The organism is Stenotrophomonas sp. 93052_Sma (assembly GCF_056481145.1).
On the sequence record NZ_CM151134.1, the window covers coordinates 258,584 to 280,169 of the forward strand.

Annotated in this window: 12 protein-coding genes and 5 pseudogenes; 10 read left to right on the plus strand and 7 right to left on the minus strand. The window is 67.1% G+C overall.

Features of this window, described 5'->3' with window-relative positions; translation table 11 throughout:
• Positions 1 to 32: 32 nt before the first annotated feature.
• Entirely contained in the window at positions 33 to 1,289 is a 1,257-nt protein-coding gene (locus tag ACZK2V_RS01145) for an MFS transporter (protein WP_180844591.1), read from the plus strand.
• A gap of 82 nt (positions 1,290 to 1,371) precedes the next feature.
• Here the strand turns inward: ACZK2V_RS01145 and ACZK2V_RS01150 are convergent.
• Positions 1,372 to 2,278, minus strand: a pseudogene (locus ACZK2V_RS01150) (LysR family transcriptional regulator).
• Between ACZK2V_RS01150 and ACZK2V_RS01155 the strand changes: the two are divergent.
• Positions 2,271 to 2,651, plus strand: coding sequence for an immunity protein TriTu family protein (locus ACZK2V_RS01155; RefSeq protein WP_180844593.1), 381 nt, complete (start codon positions 2,271 to 2,273; stop codon positions 2,649 to 2,651). The pseudogene ACZK2V_RS01150 and the gene ACZK2V_RS01155 overlap by 8 nt on opposite strands.
• Before the next feature lie 406 nt (positions 2,652 to 3,057).
• Here ACZK2V_RS01155 and ACZK2V_RS01160 read toward each other — a convergent pair whose 3' ends face one another.
• Positions 3,058 to 4,026, minus strand: a complete 969-nt coding sequence (locus ACZK2V_RS01160; RefSeq protein WP_180844594.1) for a LysR family transcriptional regulator — start codon at positions 4,024 to 4,026, stop codon at positions 3,058 to 3,060.
• 110 nt (positions 4,027 to 4,136) lie between these two features.
• Here ACZK2V_RS01160 and aceB point away from each other — a divergent pair.
• From aceB to ACZK2V_RS01180, 4 genes and pseudogenes are all read left to right on the plus strand, one after another.
• A pseudogene (gene aceB, locus ACZK2V_RS01165) lies at positions 4,137 to 5,775 on the plus strand (malate synthase A).
• Between the two features lie 64 nt (positions 5,776 to 5,839).
• The gene (aceA, locus tag ACZK2V_RS01170; RefSeq protein ID WP_004153647.1) at positions 5,840 to 7,141 is read left to right on the plus strand and encodes an isocitrate lyase; all 1,302 of its coding nucleotides are present in this window, start codon (positions 5,840 to 5,842) and stop codon (positions 7,139 to 7,141) included.
• 420 nt (positions 7,142 to 7,561) lie between these two features.
• Positions 7,562 to 8,605 (plus strand): GGDEF domain-containing protein, encoded by a 1,044-nt coding sequence (locus ACZK2V_RS01175; protein WP_071229558.1) that lies wholly within the window; start codon positions 7,562 to 7,564, stop codon positions 8,603 to 8,605.
• Between the two features lie 42 nt (positions 8,606 to 8,647).
• The gene (locus ACZK2V_RS01180; protein WP_486322905.1) at positions 8,648 to 11,137 is read left to right on the plus strand and encodes a putative peptide modification system cyclase; all 2,490 of its coding nucleotides are present in this window, start codon (positions 8,648 to 8,650) and stop codon (positions 11,135 to 11,137) included.
• Positions 11,138 to 11,140: 3 nt separating this feature from the next.
• On the opposite strand, the gene ACZK2V_RS01185 is transcribed toward ACZK2V_RS01180, so the two are convergent.
• Positions 11,141 to 11,428, minus strand: a complete 288-nt coding sequence (locus ACZK2V_RS01185) for an NHLP-related RiPP peptide (RefSeq protein WP_049462810.1) — start codon at positions 11,426 to 11,428, stop codon at positions 11,141 to 11,143.
• Between the two features lie 120 nt (positions 11,429 to 11,548).
• On the opposite strand from ACZK2V_RS01185, the gene ACZK2V_RS01190 reads away from it, so the two are divergent.
• On the plus strand, positions 11,549 to 12,745 hold the full coding sequence (locus ACZK2V_RS01190) for a putative peptide maturation dehydrogenase (protein ID WP_071229560.1): 1,197 nt from the start codon (positions 11,549 to 11,551) through the stop codon (positions 12,743 to 12,745).
• Positions 12,746 to 12,763: 18 nt separating this feature from the next.
• On the opposite strand, the pseudogene ACZK2V_RS01195 reads toward ACZK2V_RS01190, so the two are convergent.
• From ACZK2V_RS01195 to ACZK2V_RS01205, 3 genes and pseudogenes are all read right to left on the minus strand, one after another.
• Positions 12,764 to 14,744, minus strand: a pseudogene (locus ACZK2V_RS01195) (acetyl/propionyl/methylcrotonyl-CoA carboxylase subunit alpha).
• Positions 14,745 to 14,770: 26 nt separating this feature from the next.
• Entirely contained in the window at positions 14,771 to 16,381 is a 1,611-nt protein-coding gene (locus tag ACZK2V_RS01200; protein ID WP_180844598.1) for a carboxyl transferase domain-containing protein, read from the minus strand.
• A gap of 10 nt (positions 16,382 to 16,391) precedes the next feature.
• The gene (locus ACZK2V_RS01205; protein ID WP_014645571.1) at positions 16,392 to 17,555 is read right to left on the minus strand and encodes an isovaleryl-CoA dehydrogenase; all 1,164 of its coding nucleotides are present in this window, start codon (positions 17,553 to 17,555) and stop codon (positions 16,392 to 16,394) included.
• A 161-nt stretch (positions 17,556 to 17,716) separates the two neighbouring features.
• On the opposite strand from ACZK2V_RS01205, the gene ACZK2V_RS01210 reads away from it, so the two are divergent.
• From ACZK2V_RS01210 to ACZK2V_RS01220, 3 genes and pseudogenes are all read left to right on the plus strand, one after another.
• On the plus strand, positions 17,717 to 18,325 hold the full coding sequence (locus tag ACZK2V_RS01210) for a TetR/AcrR family transcriptional regulator (protein ID WP_005407661.1): 609 nt from the start codon (positions 17,717 to 17,719) through the stop codon (positions 18,323 to 18,325).
• 205 nt (positions 18,326 to 18,530) lie between these two features.
• On the plus strand, positions 18,531 to 19,049 hold the full coding sequence (locus ACZK2V_RS01215; RefSeq protein ID WP_005407662.1) for a c-type cytochrome: 519 nt from the start codon (positions 18,531 to 18,533) through the stop codon (positions 19,047 to 19,049).
• Positions 19,050 to 19,221: 172 nt separating this feature from the next.
• Positions 19,222 to 20,662: pseudogene (locus ACZK2V_RS01220) on the plus strand (ExeM/NucH family extracellular endonuclease).
• A gap of 59 nt (positions 20,663 to 20,721) precedes the next feature.
• Here the strand turns inward: ACZK2V_RS01220 and ACZK2V_RS01225 are convergent.
• Positions 20,722 to 21,577 (minus strand): annotated as a pseudogene (locus ACZK2V_RS01225) (EamA family transporter).
• Positions 21,578 to 21,586: the final 9 nt, after the last annotated feature.

The following is a 21,586-nucleotide window of genomic DNA, read 5'->3' on the forward strand; positions in this document are numbered from 1 at the left end:
ACGCTTGGCCGCCCCACCGGCCCATCGATCCCATGACTGGCGAAACCGCGGCGGCCGTCGAACGCCGCCCCCCCACTGTCGATCCCATCGCCGAGACCCGCATCCAGCAGGGCACGCCAGCCTTCCGCCGCACCGCGCTGGCGCTGTTCCTGGCCGGCTTTTCCACCTTCGGCCTGCTGTACACCGTGCAGCCGCTGCTGCCGGAGTTCAGCCGTCATTTCGGCGTGTCCGCCGCCGGCAGCGCGATGTCGCTGTCGTTGACCACCGGCACGCTGGCAGTGGCGATGCTGCTGGCCGGCCTGCTCTCCGACGCGGTTGGCCGCCGCCCGATGATGATCGCCGCGCTGCTGGCCTCGGCCACGCTGTCGCTGTGCACGGCACTGGTGGATGACTGGACCACGCTGCTGGTACTGCGCACCCTGCTCGGCCTGGCGTTGAGCGGCGTGCCGGCAGTGGCGATGACCTACCTGGTCGAGGAAATGGACAGCCGCGCGCTGGGCCTGGCGATGGGCCTGTACATCGGCGGCAACGCCATCGGTGGCATGAGCGGGCGCCTGCTGGCCGGCATCATCGCCGACCACTGGGGCTGGCGCTGGGGCATCGGCGTCGTCTCAATCATCGCCATCGCCAGTACCGTGCTGTTGTGGCTGCAGCTGCCACCGTCGCGGCACTTCCATGCACGTCGCGGCGGCCTGCGCCAATTGCCGTCGCGCTGGCGCACGCTGTTCGCCGACCCGGGGCTGCCGTGGCTGTTCGCTACCTCGTTCGTGCTGATGGGCGTGTTCGTCACCCTCTACAACTACCTCGGGTATCACCTGCTGGCGCCGCCGTACCACCTCAGCCAGACCGTGGTGGGGCTGATCTTCAGCGTGTACCTGGTGGGCACCTTCAGTTCGGCGTGGATGGGCCAGCAGGCGACGCGTTACGGGCGCGGGCGCATCCTGTCGATCTCGTTCGCACTGATTGGTGCCGGCATCGCGCTGTTGGCGATGCCGTGGCTGAGCACGATGGCACTGGGTATCGCGCTGGTCACGTTTGGGTTCTTCGGCGGTCACTCCGTGGCCAGCAGCTGGGTCGGCAGCCGCGCAGGTGCAATGCGCGCGGAAGCCTCGGCGCTGTATCTGTTTGCCTACTATCTGGGTTCCAGCGTGCTCGGTGGTGTAGGCGGCCTGGCCTATGCGGCGTGGGACTGGCTGGGCGTGTGCCTGTTCGCCGCCGTGCTGACCCTGATCGGCGGTGGCATTGTCTGGGCGCTGCAGCAGCGCGCCCCGCAGCCGGTGACGGCGTGATCCTGCTCTGGTAGATGCCGACCTTGGTCGGCGCTGTGGCCGTGGGCCAACCAAGGTTGGCCGCTACCGGGTGGGTTGCACCTCACCCTTCCGCGAACGCCTCACGCAACAGCCCGGCGAAGTTGCGGATCAACGGCGTCACACCCTCGCGGTGCCACGCCAGCTGCACTTCCGAATGCGCACCGGCATCGGCCAGCGCGACGAAGCGCGCCTTCCACCCGGATGTGATCGCAGGACGACGGCAGGATCGCCGCACCCAGGCCAGCAGCGGCCAGACTGATCAGCGTCGATGCCTCACCGGCTTCCTGCACGATGCGCGGAGTGAACCCGGAAGCCGCACACAGCGCGATCATGTGGTCGTGGATGCCGGCACCGGCACTGCGGCGGAACGCCACGAACGGCTCCTGCGCGAAGTCGCGCATCGACAGCGTGCCCTGCTTCGACAGTCTGCGCAGGGCAGGATGGTCGGCATGCACGATCAACGCCAGCGGATCGACGAACAGGCTGTGCGCCACCAGTTCCGGCGGCAACGCGCGCTTGCGGATGATGCCCACGTCCAGGCTGCCATCGAGCAGTGCATCGATCTGCTGCAGGGTGTTCATCTCGCTCAGCTGCAGCCGCACCTGCGGATAGCGTTGGCGGTACTGCAGGATTGAACGCGGAATCTGCGGTGACAGCGGCGTGGCGCGGGTCAATCCGATGCGCAGCTCACCCTGCTCACCGCGCTGCGCGCGCTGCACCTCGTCCACCGCCGTTTCCACCTGCTGCACGATGGCGCGTGCACGTTCCTGCAGCAGCTCACCGGCAGGCGTCAGCTGCACACGACGATGGCTGCGCACGAACAGGCGCGCACCGATCAGATCTTCCAGCTGGCGGATCTGCTGGCTGAGCGGCGGCTGCGACATGCCCAGCCGCTCCGCCGCCTGTCCGAAGTGCAGCGTATCGGCAACGGCGAGGAAATAGCGCAGATGGCGGAGTTCGATGGACATGCAGCAGCGGCAGATGACGCGCCCGGTCGGCCTGCCTATCTTACGGTCAGGAATCCACCTTGGCCGGAACCCCATGCCCTTCGACCCGACAATCCACCGCGAATGGTTGAACGCCTTCCTGGCCTGGGCTGCACCCCATGGCATCGCCACGCGCTGTCCCCCCACCGCCAACACGGCTGGCAGGCTTGACATCGGTACCGCGCAGGTCATCGCCCGCATCACCTACTGGAGTTCCGGCGAATGCGATGCCGAGATTCTCGATGTTGAATCAGAGCAGCGGATCTACCAATGCAGTTGGACCAACCTGCAGCCCGCACATTTCGACACCGCGTTCGCGCAATGGCTCGCCATCGTGCACGGTCCCACGGCGTAATCGCTCCCGCCGTGAGCTTCACGCAGGGTCAGAGCCCGTGGATCCAACAGTTCGATCATTTGTACGTCACCCACGCATGGCGTGGATCTACCGTGTCGACCAAGGTCGACACCTACCAACTGCGCTAGTGATCTGTCGAAGGCGGGGTGGGTCCGGTTGCGGGGGCGTGAGCCGCATGGGCCCGAGGCATGCCTCGGGCGGGTTGGGCAAGACGCCCAACCCCGGTCTTGCCGTGTGCGCAGGACAGCGCACACGAGCAAGCGGCGACCGAGCTTACAGGGACGTACTTGCAGCGTCCCCCGCAACCGGACCTACCCCGCCATCTCACGGAAGCCCGCCTTTTGACGTTGCAGTTGCCGTTGACGTTGATTCGGCAGGTGCAGGGCGCAGCCCTGCCGAACAACCCTCACCGCTCGGAATGCCCGCTCTGGTCGTAGTCGCGCGGACTGAACAACTCCGGCTGGATCAGCTCCACAAACGCCCGCGCCTGCGCCGACAGCGCCTTGCCACGCCGCACGATCACCCCGTAACTGCGCTCCGGGAACCAGCGCTTCATCGACCGCGCCGCCAGCCGCTCGCGGTCCGCCTCGTTCAGGCACAGCGCCGGCACGATGGAAATGCCCATGCCCATCGCCACGTACTGCTTGATCACCTCCCAGCCACCCACTTCCAATGCCACGATGTAGGCGATGCGGTGGCGCTGGAATACTTGGTCGACCAGGCGGTAGGTGATCTGCCGCTTCGGTGGCAGCACCAGCGGAAAACGCGCGATGTCGGCCAGTTCCAGCTCGCCACCGCTGGCCAGCGGATGGTCGTGCGGCGCGATCAGCACCTGCTCGAAACGGTAGGCCGGTGCGTAGCTGAGATCGGCCGGCACATCAGTCATCGAGCCGATCGCCAGGTCGGCGGCATCCTCGCGCAGCAGGTCGGTGCCATCGGCACTGATCGCGTTGTGCAGGGTCAGCCGCACATCCGGATGGTGCAGGCGGAAGCGTTCGACGATCTTCGGCAGCAGGTACAGGATGGTCGAACTGTTGGCGGCGATGTTCAGCTCGCCCGCGTCCAGGCCGCGCACCTTGTCGCGGAAGCGCGCCTCCAGCCCGTCCAGGCTCTCCACCAGCGGCTGTGCCATCTCGTAGAGCAGCTGGCCCTCGCGGCTGGGCACCAGGCGGCGCCCGCTGCGCTCGAACAGGGGTACCCCCAGCTCACGCTCCAGCGCCTGCAGCTGCAGGCTGATGGCCGGCTGGCTGACGAAAAGCGCCTCAGCCGCCCGTGAGACCGAGCCCAGGCGCACGGTCTGGCAGAACGCGCGCAGCGGCTTCAACCGGTCGGATTTGTAGGAAAAACGAGGACTTGGCGAAGGGCGCGTGGTCATGGCGTCACAAGTATTAGCACAACTTATGTAGAGCATTGCAAAAACTGTTTTGCCAAATACTCGGCGCCGACGGCACCGTGGAGGCGTTCCCCCACCGCTGGAGTCGCCCCATGTCCGCCGTCGCTTCCGCTGTTCCCACCCCCGCCAGCAAGGCCACCCCCGGCATCGCCCTGGCGACCCGCGTGGCCGGCCAGGACACCCTGCTGCCGGCGCCGCTGCTGGCCCTGCTGGTGTCGCTGCACCGTGCGGTGGAACCGGGCCGGCAGGCACGGCTGCAGGCACGCCGCGTGCGCCAGGCGTTCTTCGACCAGGGCGGCCTGCCGGACTTCCGCGAGGACACCGCCGCGATCCGCAGCGGCGACTGGCGTGTTGCCCCGCTGCCGGCCGCGCTGCAGGACCGCCGCGTCGAGATCACCGGCCCGACCGACCCGAAGATGGTCATCAACGCGCTGAACTCCGGCGCCAAGGTGTTCATGGCCGACTTCGAGGATTCGACCTCGCCGACCTGGCGCAACCTGCTGGCCGGGCAGCAGTCGCTGGCCGCCGCGGTGCGTGGCGATCTCGAGTACACCGCACCGGCATCCAACGGGAAGGCCGGCAAGCACTACACCTTGCGCCCGTTCGACGAACAGGCGGTGCTGATCGTGCGCCCGCGCGGCTGGCACCTGGACGAGAAGCACGTGCGCATCGATGGCCAGTTCATCGCTGGTGGCCTGTTCGACGCGGCGGTGTTTGCCTTCCACAACGCCCGCACCCTGCAGGCCAAGGATCGCGGCCCGTATTTCTACCTGCCCAAGCTGCAGAGCATGGAAGAGGCGGCGCTGTGGGAGACCGCGCTGTCGCACATCGAAGGGATGCTCGGCCTGCCGCATGGCCAGATCAAGGTGACCGTGCTGATCGAAACGCTGCCGGCGGTGTTCGAGATGGACGAGATCCTGCACGCGCTGCGTGACCGCATCGTCGGCCTGAACTGCGGGCGCTGGGATTACATCTTCTCGTACCTGAAGACCTTCCGCCGCCATGCCGACCGCGTGCTGCCCGAACGCGGCCAGGTGACCATGACCCAGCCGTTCCTGAAGGCGTATTCGGAGCTGCTGATCCAGACCTGCCATCGCCGTGGTGCGCATGCGATGGGCGGCATGGCCGCGCAGATTCCGATCAACAACGATGCCGCTGCCAACGAGCAGGCGATGGCCCGTGTGCGCGCTCGACAAGCTGCGCGAGGTCACTGCCGGCCACGACGGTACCTGGGTGGCGCACCCGGCGCTGATTCCGGTGGCGATGGCGATCTTCGACGAACACATGCCCGGTGCAAACCAGCACAGCGTGCTGCGCCAGGATGTGCGCGTCGGCCGCGACGAACTGATCGCGCGGCCGCCGGGCACCATCACCCGTGCCGGCTTTGAGGGCAACGTGGAAGTCTGTGTGCGCTACCTGGCGGCGTGGCTGGATGGCAACGGCTGCGTGCCGATCCATCACCTGATGGAGGACGCGGCCACCGCCGAGATCAGCCGCAGCCAGCTGTGGCAGTGGCTGCATACGCCGGGCCAGCAACTGGACGATGGCACCGCGATCGACCTGGCGCTGCTGGATTCCACCCTGTCGCAGCTGCCGGCACGGCTGGGCGATACCGCCGCGCTGCCCGGTGGTGCACGCATCGGCGAGGCCATCACCCTGCTCGGCGAACTGAGCCGCAGCGACGAACTGACCGATTTCCTGACCCTGCCGGCCTACGCGCGCATCGACTGATCGCCGCCCGCGTATCCCGCCGTTTCCCTCCCCGCTGCACGCACGAACCGAACTGGAGAAAGACATGAGCAAGCTGCCCACTGCCGAACAGATCCAGCACGACTGGGATACCAACCCGCGTTGGGAAGGCATCCAGCGCAATTACAGCGCCGCCGACGTGGTGCGCCTGCGCGGCACCGTCCACATCGAGCATTCGCTGGCCCGCCTGGGTGCAGAGAAGCTGTGGGCATCGCTGCATGAGCGCGAGTTCGTCAACGCGCTGGGTGCACTGACCGGCAACCAGGCCATGCAGCAGGTCAAGGCCGGCCTGAAGGCGATCTACCTGTCCGGCTGGCAGGTGGCGGCCGACGCCAACCTGGCCGGGCAGATGTACCCGGACCAGTCGCTGTACCCGGCCGATTCGGTGCCGGCGGTGGTCAAGCGCATCAACAACACGCTGCTGCGCGCCGACCAGCTGCACCACGCCGAAGGCAAGGACGACATTGACTTCCTGCAGCCGATCGTGGCCGATGCGGAAGCCGGTTTCGGCGGCGTGCTCAATGCGTTCGAACTGATGAAGGCGATGATCGAGGCCGGTGCCGCCGGCGTGCATTTCGAAGACCAGCTGGCCTCGGTGAAGAAGTGTGGCCACATGGGCGGCAAGGTGCTGGTGCCGACCCGCGAGGCCATCGAGAAGCTCAACGCTGCGCGCCTGGCCGCCGACGTGCTGGGCGTGCCGACCCTGCTGGTGGCACGTACCGATGCCGAAGCCGCGGATCTGCTGACCAGCGACATCGATGGCAACGACAAGCCATTCGCCACCGGCGAGCGCACCGTGGAAGGCTTCTACAAGACCCGCAACGGCCTGGACCAGGCGATCAGTCGTGGCCTGGCCTATGCGCCCTACGCCGACCTGGTGTGGTGCGAGACCGGCAAGCCGGACCTGGAGTTCGCGCGCAAGTTCGCCGAGGCGATCCATGCGAAGTTCCCGGGCAAGCTGCTGGCCTACAACTGCTCGCCCAGCTTCAACTGGAAGAAGAACCTGGACGACGCCACCATCGCCAAGTTCCAGCGCGAGCTGGGCAGCTACGGCTACAAGTTCCAGTTCATCACCCTGGCCGGCTTCCATGCATTGAACTACGGCATGTTCAATCTGGCCCACGGCTATGCACGTCGACAGATGAGCGCGTTCGTGGAACTGCAGGAAGCCGAGTTTGAAGCGGCCGAGCGCGGCTTCACTGCGGTCAAGCATCAGCGTGAGGTTGGCACCGGCTACTTCGATGCGGTGACCCAGGCGATCCAGCAGGGCCAGTCGTCGACCACCGCATTGACCGGCTCGACTGAGGAAGAGCAGTTCCACGGCGGGCGCAGCGAACGCGCGGCGTGATGCGGTAGTGCCGGCCGCTGGCCGGCAACCACGCGATCCTTCGGGCACCACAGGGAAGCCGGCCAGCGGCCGGCGCTACCGAAGCCTCGAAATCCGATCAGGGTGGCCAGGGAAGGGCCAGACAACGCCGGCCGGTCGGGGGACCTGCCGGCGTTGTTGTATCGATGCAAGGGAGCAGCGCGCAGCCAGCGTCAATCAGGCGCACCCCCGCGTGCCGGCAACTTGGCCGAAAGCCTGTGAAACCCAGCATCGGATTGATCCAGCAGGGGTTTTGCCCGGACACCCGTGACCAGAACGGGCCACCACCGATCTTCACATCAATCAAGATCGGCAGACGGGTCAAAATGAGATAGGGCGCACACTTTAAAGCGGTGCTATGCTCCGCGGCTCACCAGGGGACGCTGGCGGCGGGTGCAGGGAATGACCGGCAGGGGTGCGGCCGAGAACAGTGATGTGACGTCAGGTATCGCCCGGGTGGCGATGGCCGAGATCGTGCACGCGCTGCTGTCCGCTGCCGAGGTCGCATTGTTCGCCAGATTTGCCCGTCCATGCAAGCTTCATGCCGGACAATGGCTGTTCCAGCGTGGCCATCGCGGCGAACGGATGTATGTGATCCTCCAAGGCCAGATCGAACTGGACTTCGGCGAGGACCTGGTGATCAAGACGCTCGGCCAGCATGAGTTCTTCGGTGAGCTTGGCCTGCTGGTCGGCGATCACCTGCGCAGCGCCAGTGCACGCGCGCTGGCCGACTGTGAAGTACTGGAGCTGGGCCCGGCCGACTTCCATCGCCTGGTGGAATCCGATCCCGGCCTGGTCGCCTACTTCCTGCGCCGTACGATCATGCGCGTGCTGACCAACGAGCAGGCGCTGATCAGCCAGCTGCGTCGGCGCAACCACGATCTGGAAACCGCGCTGGACAACCTGTACATCACCACCCACCAGTTGACCCACACCCGTGAACTGGTACGTACCGATGAACTGACCGGGCTGCACAACCGTCGTGGCCTCACCCTGTACCTGCAGGAATGCCGCGCCGATGGCGAAGGGTTGCCGCAGGCACTGCTGCTGATCGACTGCGACCGCTTCAAGCAGATCAATGATCGCCACGGCCACCAGGCCGGCGACCGTGTACTGCAGAGCATGGGCAACATCCTGCGCTCGATGGCCGGTGAGCAGGACCTGGCCTGCCGCCTCGGCGGCGATGAGTTCTGCCTGATCCTGCGCCGTGGCAACCATGAGATCGTGCAGCACGCGGCCGAGTTCATCCTCAGCGCGGTGCATGGCCTGCTCGAACGCAGTCATGGCACGCCGCACGTCAGCCTGGTCAGCATCGGTGCCAGCCTGCTGGCGCCGGAGGCAGGCTGGAGCGAGTGGTACGCCAACGCGGACCGCGCGCTGTACCAGGCCAAGCGCGATGGTGGCAACTGCCTGCGCTGGGGCGGCGACTCCGAAAGCGGACAATGAGCAGCAGAGGTGGCAATGGACGGCATTCCGGATTTTCTCCCGATGCAGAGTTCGCAGGTGCGGACTCTGCTGTTCACCGATCTGTGCGATTCGCTGCAGCTGGTCGAGCGGATCGGTGACATTGCCGCCGCTGAGCTGTTCCAGCAGCATGACCGCCTGGTGCTTGGCCTGCAGCAGCGCTGGAACGGCCAGCTGATCGATCGGTCTGACGGATTGTTCATCCTGTTCGAACGTCCCATCGATGGCATCGGCTTTGCTCTTTCCTACCAGAACGCCGTTGATGCACTGGGGCGCGAACGTGGCGTTGTTCTGCGTGCACGCGCCGGCCTGCACGTGGGTGACGTGCTGCTGTGGAACAACAGTGCCGAGGCCGTTGCCCACGGCGCAAAACCGGTGGAGGTGGAAGGCCTGGCCAAGCCCATGGCTGCGCGCCTGATGCAGCTGGCGTGGCCTGGACAGGTCCTGCTGTCCGCGGCCGCCGAACAGATGACGCGTCGGGCAGCCAGCGAACTGCCCTGGGCGGCTGACGAGCTGCGCTGGAAGGATCACGGCTGCTGGCGCTTCAAGGGCATCGGCGAACGCCAGGAAGTATTCGAAGTGGGGTTGCGTGGCAGCGCCCCGCTACGTCGCCCGCGCTCGGGTGAAAAAGCGTGGCGGGATCTGCCGCTGTGGCGTCGCCCAGCGGCGCTGGTGACCGAGGCGGCACTCATGCTGGCGCTATGCGGAGTGCTGTGGACGCTGTTTCGGCCGGCACCGGCCATCGCCTTCGCCGAACGCGACTGGGTGATCGTGGCGGCGGTGCACAACGCCACGGCATATCCCCAGTTGGACAGCAGCCTGGAGCAGGCGCTGTACATCAGCCTGGGGCAGTCGCGTTTCGTCAACATCCTCAGCGAGCTGAAGGTGCGTGACACCCTGCAGCTGATGCAGCGCCCTCCGCAGGCGCGGCTGGACCGCAGGCTGGCCATCGAGGTCGCGCTGCGTGACGGAGTTCGTGCGGTACTGATCCCCAGTGTGCTGGAGCTCAATGGCAAAGTACGGGTCAGTGTCGAAGTCGTGGATCCGCGTAGCGGACAGACCGTTTACACACGCTTTGCCGACGGTCGCGGGCTGGATTCGATCCTCGCCTCGACGGATCACGTGGTTGCGGCGCTGCGTACGGACCTTGGCGAAGCGCTTCGTGACGTCGGCGCAGACCAGCGGCCGCTGCCAACCGTGGCTACCGCCAATCTGGACGCACTGCATGCCTATGCCAAGGGCGTCGATGCAACGGCTGCCGCGCGCTATGACGATGCGTTGATGTTCTTCGAGCAGGCGACCCGGCTGGATCCTGCCTTTGCCTTCGCCTACGTCGGGCAGATGAACATCCAGCACGCAAAGGGCAATCTGGAGCAGGCCGCGGCGCTGTACCGCAAGGCGGTCAGCCAACGTACGCACCTGACCGCGCGCGACCAGCTCTATCTCGATGCCTGGGCGGCCGATTTCGAAGGGGCACCGCCTGCACGCATCGCTGACAAATGGCGCATGCTGACCGAGTTGTACCCGGACGACCCGGCCGGCTGGATGAACTACTCGATGGTGCAGTTCGCGCAGGGTGACTACGATGGCGCACTGGCCGCGACGCAGCCGCTGCTGGGACGCCAGCATTCGCGCCGTGCATTGGTGCTGGCGTTTGTTGCACGCATCCAATTGGCCCGTGGCGAAGCCTCCGTAGCGGAAGCAGCCCTGCGCGGTGCGCGGCTGCACCCGGGTTGGAACGGCGATGGCATGGAGCCGGTGATTGCCGCATTGGCTGGCGATTTCGACGCGGCCAACGCCGGGTTCACCGCGATGGGGCCATTGGGCCCCGGGACACGCATGGAGCGGGCTGCCGTGCTGACCATGCAGGGTCGCAGCGCTGAAGCTGCGGGCGACATGCAGCAGGCTGCGTCGCAGTGCCCCAGCGCAGGTGGGATGTGTGACATCCTCGCTTTGCAGGCGCTGGCCTGGCGTGCACGGCAAGGCGTTTCCGTGCCGGGACATGAGTACCAGCAGGTGCTCGATCGCGCGCTCGCGGCGATCGATCGTGACCAGCCTGCACCGGCACGGCGCAACGCATTCATCGCTCTTGCCGCTGCCTACCATGCGCTGCGCGCCGGCCAGGCAACGGTGGTCATGCAGCGAAGGGACGCGCTGCAGGCGCTGCCCGAACGCGACGACGATCCGCGCCTGCGCGAACTGTGGAACCTGCTGCAGGCACGCATGGCCCTGGACGCTGGAGAAACGCTGCGTGCACAGCAGTTGTTGGCGCAGCAGCGCCAGGCAAGTTTGTTCCAGTGGCGCGTGCTGCAGTTGGATCTGCTGCGATCCCAGGGTCAGCACGATGCAGCGCAGCGTCAGCTGCGCTGGCTTCAACACCATGCCGGCCTGGCCTTTGCAGAGAACATCGGCGACTACGCACTGCTGCCGTTGAACGTGAACGACGTGCAGCGGCTGGCATTGATCGAGAGTCCCGTGGCCTCTCACAGCAGCCCGGACGCAGCGGCACCCTGATCGTTACTCCTGCTGGAGACCAGGCAAGCCATCCTCGAACAGGAACGGCACATTGAAGGCGGCGCGTGTCCCAAGCAGGGTCCGCATGCGTGATGCGGCCTGGGCGAACTCCATCTTGCTGCCCAGGGACGCCAGTGATGCACGGCAGGCACGCACGGTGTCTTCGTCCGCACCTAGTGCGAGTAGGGCCAGGCCGGGATCCTTGGCAAACTCGGACCGGAAGGCATCATCGCTGGCCAGGCGCTCCAGCAGCTGCTGGACAACGTCGGCGGAAAGGGGGGAAGCAGACATGGGATCAGCACCAGCAGAATGGGAAAATGGAATTATCGGCGGTGGCGCCGCGAAGTTGATGGGTACGTGCACCCGCCACGCTATGATCGGCGCCCCGAACAGCCCTCGGATGCCATTGCGATGAGATTCCGTCGTTGCCGGACCTTGTTCGTCGAGCCGGTCGAACGCCCGTCCTTCAACCTGCAGGAACTGCTGGCTGGTGGTACCGGCGTGCAGCTGCAGCCGGTCCTGCAGGTGCGTGCGGCGCACCTGCCGTCGGTGCAGGTGATCGACGCGGAAAGCTGTGCCTGGTTGCTGGCCTGCAGTGCCGAACAGTGGCAGCCGTTGCCGGAAGCAGCGGACGCGCGCGGTCGGGTGCTGTCATTGCTGCAGCAGGGCCTGCTGGTCAGCGATGATCCGGCCCACGCCAAGGCCTGCGCTGCCGAGCAGCGCCTGCGCGATAGTCATTGGTGGCCGCTGTCGGCGCTGCACTACCAGCAGTCGTGCTGGGACGAGGTGGACAGCGTGCAGGACATGGAGCAGCACCAGCTGGTGACCGCACGCGATCTGGTGCGCAGCTACGGCAGTCCGCCACCCGAGGCACCTCCGCGTATACATGGAGCACAGGCACTGCCGTGCTACGAGGATGATCCGATGCAGTCGCAGCTGCAGGCACGGGCTACCTGCCGCAACTTCGATAGCGCGCGTGCGCTGCCGTTGCCACTGCTGGCGCGCGTGCTGCAGCAGGTGCTGATGGCACAGGCCGAGGTGGAAACCGATCCAGGTGTGCGGTTCCTGAAGAAGAACGTGCCTTCAGCCGGCAGCCTGCATCCGCTGGAGGCCTACTTGCTGGTACGCAACGTGGAGGGAATGGCCCCGGGGCTGTATCACTACCATGCGGTGGCGCACGAGCTGGGCCGGCTGCCGGCACAGCCACAGGACCTGGAGTCGCTGTGCCAGCGCTTGCTGGCCGGGCAGCATTGGTTCGCCGATGCACACGTGCTGCTGGTGCTGGTGTGCCGCTTCGAGCGCAACTTCTGGAAGTATCGGAACCATGCCAAGGCCTACCGCGCTGTCACGCTGGATGCAGGCCATGTTTCACAGGCACTGTATGCGTCGGCCACCGCACTGGGCCTGGGCGCTTTTGTTACAGCGGCCATCAATGAATCCGAGGCCGGGCGTGCGCTTGGCCTGCAGCCGATGGCCGAAGGTGCGTTGGCGATCTGCGGGCTGGGCTGGCGCAGTGGCACAAAGATCACCGCGGAGCTGGACCCGGATGGCCACGTGTGGCCGCGGGCGGACCCACGCGCAGGGAATGCCGATGCAGCCGGGCCCTAGGGCCCGGCGCGTCATCGTTCACGCCGCTTCGAAGTCCACCAGCACCGCACCATCACCCACCTGGTCGCCGGCCTTGGCGCGGTAGCCCTTCACCGTGCCGTCTGCCGGTGCCTGCAGGGTGTGCTCCATCTTCATCGCTTCCAGCACCACCAGCGGCGTGCCGCGCTTGACCTCGGTGCCGGCCGCGACCAGTGTCGCGACGATCTTGCCCGGCATCGGCGCCAGCAGGCTGCCGGCATCGGCCACGGCGTGGTCCGATTCGCCCACCGGATCGTGCAGGGTGAAGCGGTGCTGGCCATCGGCGCCGAACAGATACAGCTGGTCGCCTTCGCGCAGCAGCTGCGGTGACCAGCGGCGCTCGCCCAGCTGCACGGTCAGATGCTGTGCATCGGCCGTGCCAAGCACCTGCACCGGCGCGGCGTCATCGCGCTGCACGCGCCAACCATCGGCCTGCGCCCACACCTTCAGTGTTTGCTTGCGTTCGCCCTGCTGCAGCGGCAGCACGCGCGGTGCCGATGCGCCAAGGCGCCAGCCGTCCTGGGCCTGCCACGGCGAATGCGGATCGCGCGTCGGTGCTGGCGCCGCCCGTGCTTGCAACCGCAGCCACAGCGGCCAGCAGCCACAGGGCATCATCCGTGTCGCCCACTGCACTCAATGCCGCCTGCTCGCGCTCGATCAGCGCGGTGTCCAGCTTGGCGTGCGCGAACGAATCGGTGTTGACCAGGCGACGCAGGAAACCGGCATTGGTGGTCACGCCCACCACCTGGCAGTCGGCCAGCGCCTGGCTCATGCGGCGCAGTGCGGCCTCGCGGTCCACGTCCCAGACGATCAGCTTGGCGATCATCGGGTCGTAGTACGGGGTGATGCTGTCGCCTTCCTCCACGCCGGTATCCACGCGCACATGGGCCGACGGGGTCGGCAGGCGCAGGCGGCGCAGGGTGCCGGTGGAGGGCAGGAAGCCCCGGTCGGCATCTTCGGCATACAGGCGCGCTTCGATGGCGTGGCCGTGGATCGCCAGCTGTTCCTGGCGCAGCGGCAGCGGCTGGCCCGAGGCCACGCGCAGCTGCCACTCCACCAGGTCGGTGCCGGTGATGTACTCGGTCACCGGGTGCTCGACCTGCAGGCGGGTGTTCATTTCCATGAAGTAGAAATCGCCGTCCGGGCCGGCGATGAACTCCACCGTGCCGGCACCGACGTAGCCCACCGCGCGCGCGGCATCGACTGCCGCCTTGCCCATTGCAGCACGACGTTCTGCGCTCATGCCCGGCGCCGGCGCCTCTTCCAGCACCTTCTGGTGGCGGCGCTGCACCGAGCAGTCGCGCTCGAACAGATAGACCGCCTCACCGTGGCTGTCGCCGAACACCTGGATCTCGATATGGCGCGGGCGCTCGACATACTTCTCGACCAGCACATGGTCGTTGCCGAACGCCGAGGCCGCCTCGCGCTGGCAGCTGGCCAGCGCATCGACGAAGTCCTCGCTGCGCTCGACCTTGCGCATGCCCTTGCCACCGCCGCCGGCGCTGGCCTTGATCAGCACCGGGTAGCCGATGCCGTCGGCCTGTGCGCGCAGGAAGTCCGGCGCCTGCTGGTCGCCGTGATAGCCGGGGGTCAGCGGCACACCGGCCTTGGCCATCAGTGCCTTGGCCGCGCTCTTGTCACCCATCGCGCGGATGGCGCTGGCCGGTGGGCCGATGAAGGTGATGCCGGCGGCGGCGCAGGCGTCGGCGAAGTCGGCATTCTCGGACAGGAAGCCGTAACCGGGGTGGATCGCCTGCGCGCCGGTCAGGCGTGCGGCATCGAGCAGGGCATCACCGCGCAGGTAGCTCTCACGTGCGGCGGCAGGACCAATGTGGATGGCTTCGTCGGCCAGGCGCACGTGGCGGGCGTTGCGGTCGGCATCGGAATACACCGCCACGGTGGCGATGCCGAGGCGGCGGCAGGTGGCGATGACGCGACAGGCGATTTCGCCACGGTTGGCGATCAGGACTTTGGTGAACATGGCAACAGACTCGGTCATGGCACGGGTTACATGCGGAACACGCCGAAGCGCGTCTGCTGCGGGGCGGCGTTGAGGCTGGCCGACAGCGCCAGGGCCAGCACCCGGCGGGTGTCGGCCGGATCGATCACGCCGTCATCCCACAGGCGCGCGCTGGCATAGTAAGGATGACCCTGCTGCTCGAACTGGTCGCGGATAGGTGCCTTGAATGCATCTTCCTCCACTGCCGGCCACTGGCCGCCCTTGGCTTCGATGCCATCGCGCTTGACCGTGGCCAGCACGCTGGCGGCCTGTTCGCCGCCCATCACGCCGATGCGCGCGTTTGGCCACATCCACAGGAAGTTCGGCGAGTATGCGCGGCCGCACATGCCGTAGTTGCCGGCACCGAACGAACCACCGATGACCACGGTGAACTTGGGCACCTTGGCGCAGGCCACGGCCATCACCAGCTTGGCGCCGTCCTTGGCGATGCCGCCCTGTTCGTACTTGCGGCCGACCATGAAGCCGGTAATGTTCTGCAGGAACACCAGCGGGATGTTGCGCTGGGTGCACAGCTCGATGAAGTGTGCGCCCTTCAGTGCCGACTCGGAGAACAGGATGCCGTTGTTGGCGATGATGCCGATCGGGTAGCCGTTCAGATGCGCAAAGCCGGTCACCAGCGTTGCGCCGTAACGCGGCTTGAATTCATCGAAACGCGAACCATCGACCAGGCGCGCGATCACTTCGCGCACGTCGTAGGGCTTGCGCGTATCGGCCGGGATCACCCCGTACAGTTCGTGTGCCGGCAACAGTGGTTCTTCGCTGGCCTGCACCGCCATCGCCGGTTCCGGCTTGCGCCAGTTCAACTGCGCGATGATCGCGCGCACCCGCGCCAGTGCCTGCAGGTCGTTGTCGGCCATGTGGTCGGCCACGCCGGAAATGCGCGTGTGCACATCGGCACCGCCGAGTTCCTCGGCCGTCACCACTTCACCGGTGGCCGCCTTCACCAGCGGTGGGCCGCCGAGGAAGATCGTGCCCTGCTCGCGCACGATCACCGTCTCATCGCTCATCGCCGGCACATAGGCGCCGCCGGCGGTGCAGCTGCCCATCACGCAGGCAATCTGCGGGATGCCCTGCGCGGACAGGTTGGCTTGGTTGTAGAAGATGCGGCCGAAATGATCGCGGTCGGGGAACACCTCGTCCTGCAGCGGCAGGAAGGCGCCACCGGAATCGACCAGGTAGATGCAGGGCAGGTGGTTCTGCTCGGCGATCTCCTGCGCGCGCAGGTGCTTCTTCACCGTCATCGGGTAGTAGGTGCCGCCCTTGACCGTGGCGTCGTTGGCCACGATCACGCATTCCACGCCCCTGACGCGGCCGATGCCGGCCACCACGCCCGCGGCGGGCACGGCGTCTTCGTACATGCCGTGCGCGGCCAGCGGCGCGATTTCCAGGAAGGCGCTGCCGGGATCGAGCAGGGCGTCGATGCGGTCGCGCACCAGCAGCTTGCCGCGTGCGGTGTGCTTGGCGCGCGCGGCTTCGCTGCCGCCCAGCGCGGTGCGGGCGAGGGTGGCATGCAGGTCGTCGACCACGGCCTGCATGGCGGCACGGTTGCTTTCAAACGTTTCGCTGCCCGGTTGCAGCTGGCTGTTCAGGACGGTCATCGCGTTGGCCTTACAGGGTGCGCTGGAACAGTTCGCGGCCGATCAGCATGCGGCGGATCTCGGACGTGCCGGCGCCGATCTCATACAGCTTGGCATCGCGCCACAAGCGGCCGGTCGGGTATTCGTTGATGTAGCCGTTGCCGCCGAGGATCTGGATCGCCTGGCCGGTCAGCCAGGTGGCCTTCTCGGCGGCGTACAGGATGGCACCGGCGGCGTCCTGGCGGGTGGTGCGGCCCTGGTCGCAGGCACGTGCCACGGCATAGACATACGCGCGGCAGGCACCCAGGCCCACGTACATGTCGGCGATCTTGGCCTGGATCAGCTGGAAGCTGCCGATCGGCTCGCCGAACTGGTGGCGCTCGTGCACGTACGGCATCACCACGTCCATCGCCGCAGCCATCAGGCCCAGCGGGCCACCGGACAGCACCACGCGCTCGTAGTCCAGGCCGGACATCAACACGCGCACGCCACCGCCAACCTGGCCCAGCACGTTCTCTTCAGGAATCTCGCAATCCTGGAACACCAGCTCGCAGGTGGGCGAAGAACGCATGCCCAGCTTGTCCAGCTTCTGCGCGGTGGAAAAGCCCTTCATGCCCTTCTCGACCAGGAACGCGGTGATGCCCTTGGCACCCGCTTCCATGTCGGTCTTGGCATAGACCACCAGAACGTCGGCGTCAGGGCCGTTGGTGATCCACATCTTGTTGCCGTTGAGCACGTAGCGGTCGCCGCGCTTGTCGGCGCGCAACTTCATCGACACCACGTCCGAACCGGCACCCGGCTCGCTCATCGCCAGCGCGCCGACCAGGCTGCCGTTGCACAGGCCGGGCAGGAAGCGCTGCTTCTGTTCTTCGTTGCCGTTCTTGCGCAGCTGGTTCACGCACAGGTTGGAGTGCGCGCCATAGGACAGGCCGATGCCGCCGGAGGCACGCGAGATTTCTTCCATCGCCACCACATGGGCCAGGTAACCCATGCCGGTGCCGCCGTATTCTTCTTCCACGGTGAGGCCGAGCAGGCCCTGTTCGCCCAGCTTCGGCCACAGGGCCAGCGGGAACTGGTTGCTGGCATCGGCCTCGGCGGCCAGCGGTGCGACCTCGGCGGCGGCAAAATGGGCCACGCTCTGGCGCAGCAGGTCGATGTCTTCGCCAAGGTCGAAGTTCAGGGATGGCACGTGCATTGTGGTGGCTCCACGACGGGATGGCAGGAAATGGGCGCGCCCGGCGGGGGAGCGGGCGGCGGTCTGCAGGACCGCTGCCCGCACGGGCGATTGGCCCCCAGCGTAGCGGGGTTCGGGTAAGAAGTGAATACAAATTCAAAAATTGAAACTAGAATCAAAACATGGCCTACAAACGCTCTGCACTGATGGAAGAACGCCTGGCCGGGGCCCGTGAACGGATCCTGCTGGCCACCCGTGAGCTGGTCGCCACCGGCGGCTGGCGCAATGCCCCGGTGACCGCCGTGGCGACCCAGGCGGGGGTGTCCACCGGCCTGATCTACCGGCACTTCCCGTCCAAGGCCGAGCTGTTCGTGGAGGTTCTCAACGCCGCGGTGGCCCACGAGGTCGCGATCATGGAGCGCATCGCCAGCGGCCCGGAGGTGGCCAGCGAGCGCCTGCGGTTGGCGATCACCGCCTTCGTCCGCCGCGCCCTGGCCGGGCCGGGGCTGGCGCATGCCTTCATCGTCGAACCGGTCGACCCGGACGTGGAAGCCGAGCGCATGCGTGGTCGTCGTGCCTTCGGCGACGTGTTCCTGCGGCTGGTGGAGGAGGGCGTGGCCGCCGGTGAGCTGCCGGCGCAGGACGCGCATGTGGCCGCCGCCTGCCTCGTCGGCGCCTTCACCGAGGCGATGGTCGGCCCGACCGCGCCCAGCCGCGAAGCACACCGCGACGAAGACGCACTGGTGGATGCGATCTGCAGCTTCTGCCTGCGCGCGATCGGCGCCCGGTAATCCGGTAGAGCCGGTCGCTGGCCGGCTTCTGCACGATCCATCCGGCGGGCTGGCGATGCCGGGCAGCGGCCGGCACTACCGGGTCCGAATGCTGCGCCGCACCAGCAGTGACGCCTGTTGTCGCACGCAAAGCGCGTTCTATACTCGGTCCATCACGCAGTCGCTCAGCCGTGGTCCAACGACTATCAGCCAGGGGTAACGAAGAGTGCGGAATTACGATCTGGAGTTCCTGAAACGCTTCTCCATGGTGATCGCGCTGCTGGCGACCATCACCCTCGGCCTCATCCTCCTTGCCGCTTACATCCACACCCGGATTCCGCCCGAGGTGTCGCCGACCGCGGCCAAGCGCACCGAGCAGCGCATCTCGCCCACCGGCGCGGTCTATGCCGGCAGCACCGGCGCCGCCGCGCAGGCTGCGGCCAAGGCCGCCGCGCTGGCCAAGGCCGCCTCGCAGGTGGCCTACGGCGGCACCAAGGACGGCAAGGTCATCTTCGACAACCTGTGCACCGCCTGTCACACCACCGGCGTGGGCATGGCGCCGACGCTGGACCATTCGCACTGGGACAAGCGCATCGCACAGGGCAAGGACACTCTCTACAAGCACGCCATCGAGGGCTATACCGGTCCGGATGGCGGCATCATGCCGCCCAAGGGCGGCAACCCGGCGCTGACCGAGGAACAGATCCACGCCACCGTGGACTGGATGCTGGGCAACCTGAAGTAACCGGTAGTGCCGGCCGCTGGCCGGCAACCACGCATCGCACGAAGGTCATGAGGTTGCCGGCCAGCGGCCGGCACGACCCAGGCTTTGCCCACCAAGGTCAAAACCCTGCCCGCAGGCGGGGTTTCGCATTTCAGGGTTAGTCTGTGCGCCTCTTCCATGGAGTCGCCCGTCGATGCGCCGCCGTTCCCTCGCCCTTGCCCTGTCCCTGCTGCTGCCGGCCGGCGCCTTTGCCCAGGCCCAGCCGCAGGCCGCACCGGTCGCGTCGCCGTCCGCCGCGCGCAGCAGCGCCACCGTGGTGCTGACCACCGCGCCGGCCGACTGGCGTGCGCTGGATGGCCAGCGCGTGCGCATCGCCGCACCGCTCACCCTGGCCGGCACCGATGGCCTGGAGCGCTTTGGGCAGCTCACCGTGGCCTTCGATGGCCGCCTCTGGCAGCCGACCGAAGTGGCCGCGCCGGGTACTGCCGGCTATGAGCAGGTGATGGCCGACAACCAGCGCCGCCGCCTGCTGCTGGACGACGGCAGCGAAGCCCGCGACCCGGCCAGCGTGGCCTACCTGCCAGCCAACCCGGTGCTGCGCACCGGCATGCAGCTGCGCAATGTGGAAGGTGTCGTGCACGTGGACGCACAGGGCCGTCCGCGCCTGCAGGTCGAGGGTGCACTCACGTTGCCCGAGCTGAAGCGTCCGGCGGTGCCGACGGTGCCGGGCAGCCTGCATATCGCTGCATTCAACCTGGAGAACTTCTTCAATGGCGATGGCCAGGGCGGTGGCTTCCCGACCCTGCGCGGCGCGCACGCTGGAAGAGCACAAGGCGCAGGTCGGCAAGCTGGTGGCCACGGTCAACGCGCTCGGTGCCGACATCGCCGCGTTGATGGAACTGGAAAACGATGGCTATGGCCCGCAGTCGGCCATCGCCGAACTGGTCAGCGCCCTCAACGCCGGTCTTGCCGCCGACAAGCAGTGGGCCTTCGTCGATGCCGGCGAGGGGCCGGGCAGCAACCCGATCCGGGTTGGCATCATCTATCGCAGGAGCGCGTTCAAGCCGCTGGGCAAGCCGTTGACCAGAACCGACGGTCCTTTCGCCGAACACAGCCGCGCACCGCTGGCGCAGGCCTTCCAGGGCAAGGGCGCACCGTTCATGGTGGTCGCCAACCATTTCAAGTCCAAGGGCTGCCGTGATGCCAGCGGCGGCGATGCCGACCGCAACGATGGCCAGGGTTGCTGGAATGCCACCCGGGTGGAATCGGCAAAGCAGTTGAACCAGTGGGTGCAGGCCGAAGCTGGCCGCCTGAAGGTGAAGGACGTGGTGCTGCTGGGCGATTTCAACGCCTACGCGATGGAAGACCCGATCCGCACCCTGCATGACCTGGGCTGGCAGGACGCATTCAAGGTCGCCCAGGTCGAGCATCCTTACAGCTACGTCTACAACGGCTATACCGGCCGCCTCGACCATGCGCTGCTGAGCCCGGGCATGGCCCAGCGCCTGCGCGGTGCCGCCGAGTGGCACAGCAATGCCGACGAACAGGACGCCAGCGGCTACCAGGGCCGCAACGTGCAGGGCCCGTGGCGCAGTTCCGACCACGATCCGCTGCTGCTGGGCTTCGATAAATAACGGCCAGCGCCGGGTCGGATCCCATTCCAACGAAATGGGCTCTGACCCCGAGGCCGGGCTCAGCCCCAGGCGATCAATCCAATCGCCAGCACCGCCAGCGCCAGCCCGGCGCGGTTCCACTTCGTGGTGGCCTCGCCGAAGGCGAACACGCCCACCAGCGCGCCCAGCACCACCACGCCGATGTTCATGCCGGCGAACACGGTGGCCGGGCTCTCCGGCATGGACTGATGCGCGTGCACATAGAAAAGAATGTTGCCGCCGTTGAGCAGGCCCAGCAGCGCGCCCGCACCGAGGTTGCGCCAGGCCAACCGGCTGCGGCCACTGGCGTGCCGCCACAGCTGAAGTGCCAGCATCAGCACGAAGGCCACGCTGAAGCTGGCCAGCACCGCCGCCATCGACGGCGTGCCGGACAGCGCCACCTGCTTGAGCAGCACGTCGACCACCGCGAACCCGGCCCAGACGCCCAGCAGCCAGCCCCAGCCACCCGGTGAGGACGCCACCGCCGGGCCGCGCGGGCGCAGGCTGATCGCCACCATCGCCAGCAGGCCCAGGGCGAGACCGGCGAGCTTCCACGGCGTCGCAGTCTGGCCGAAGAACAGGAAGGCGGCGGCCAAAGACAGCAGCAACGACAAGCGCTGCGCCACGTCGCTGCGGACGATGCCGGCCACCGCCACTGCGCGGCCCAGCACCAGGAAGATCGATGGCAGCACCACCGCCAGTGCCAGCAGCGACAGCCACGGGGCATGTGGCGCGCAGTGCGTCCAGCGGCGGCTGCAGCACCACGGCGGTGAGCGTTGCCGCCACCAGATAGTTCCAGGTGACCATCTGCGAAACATCCAGCTGGCGGCGTCCGGCCACCTTCAACAACACCGAAACCAGCACGCTGCAGATCACGGCCAAGGACAGGTAGAGCATGGGGCGAGC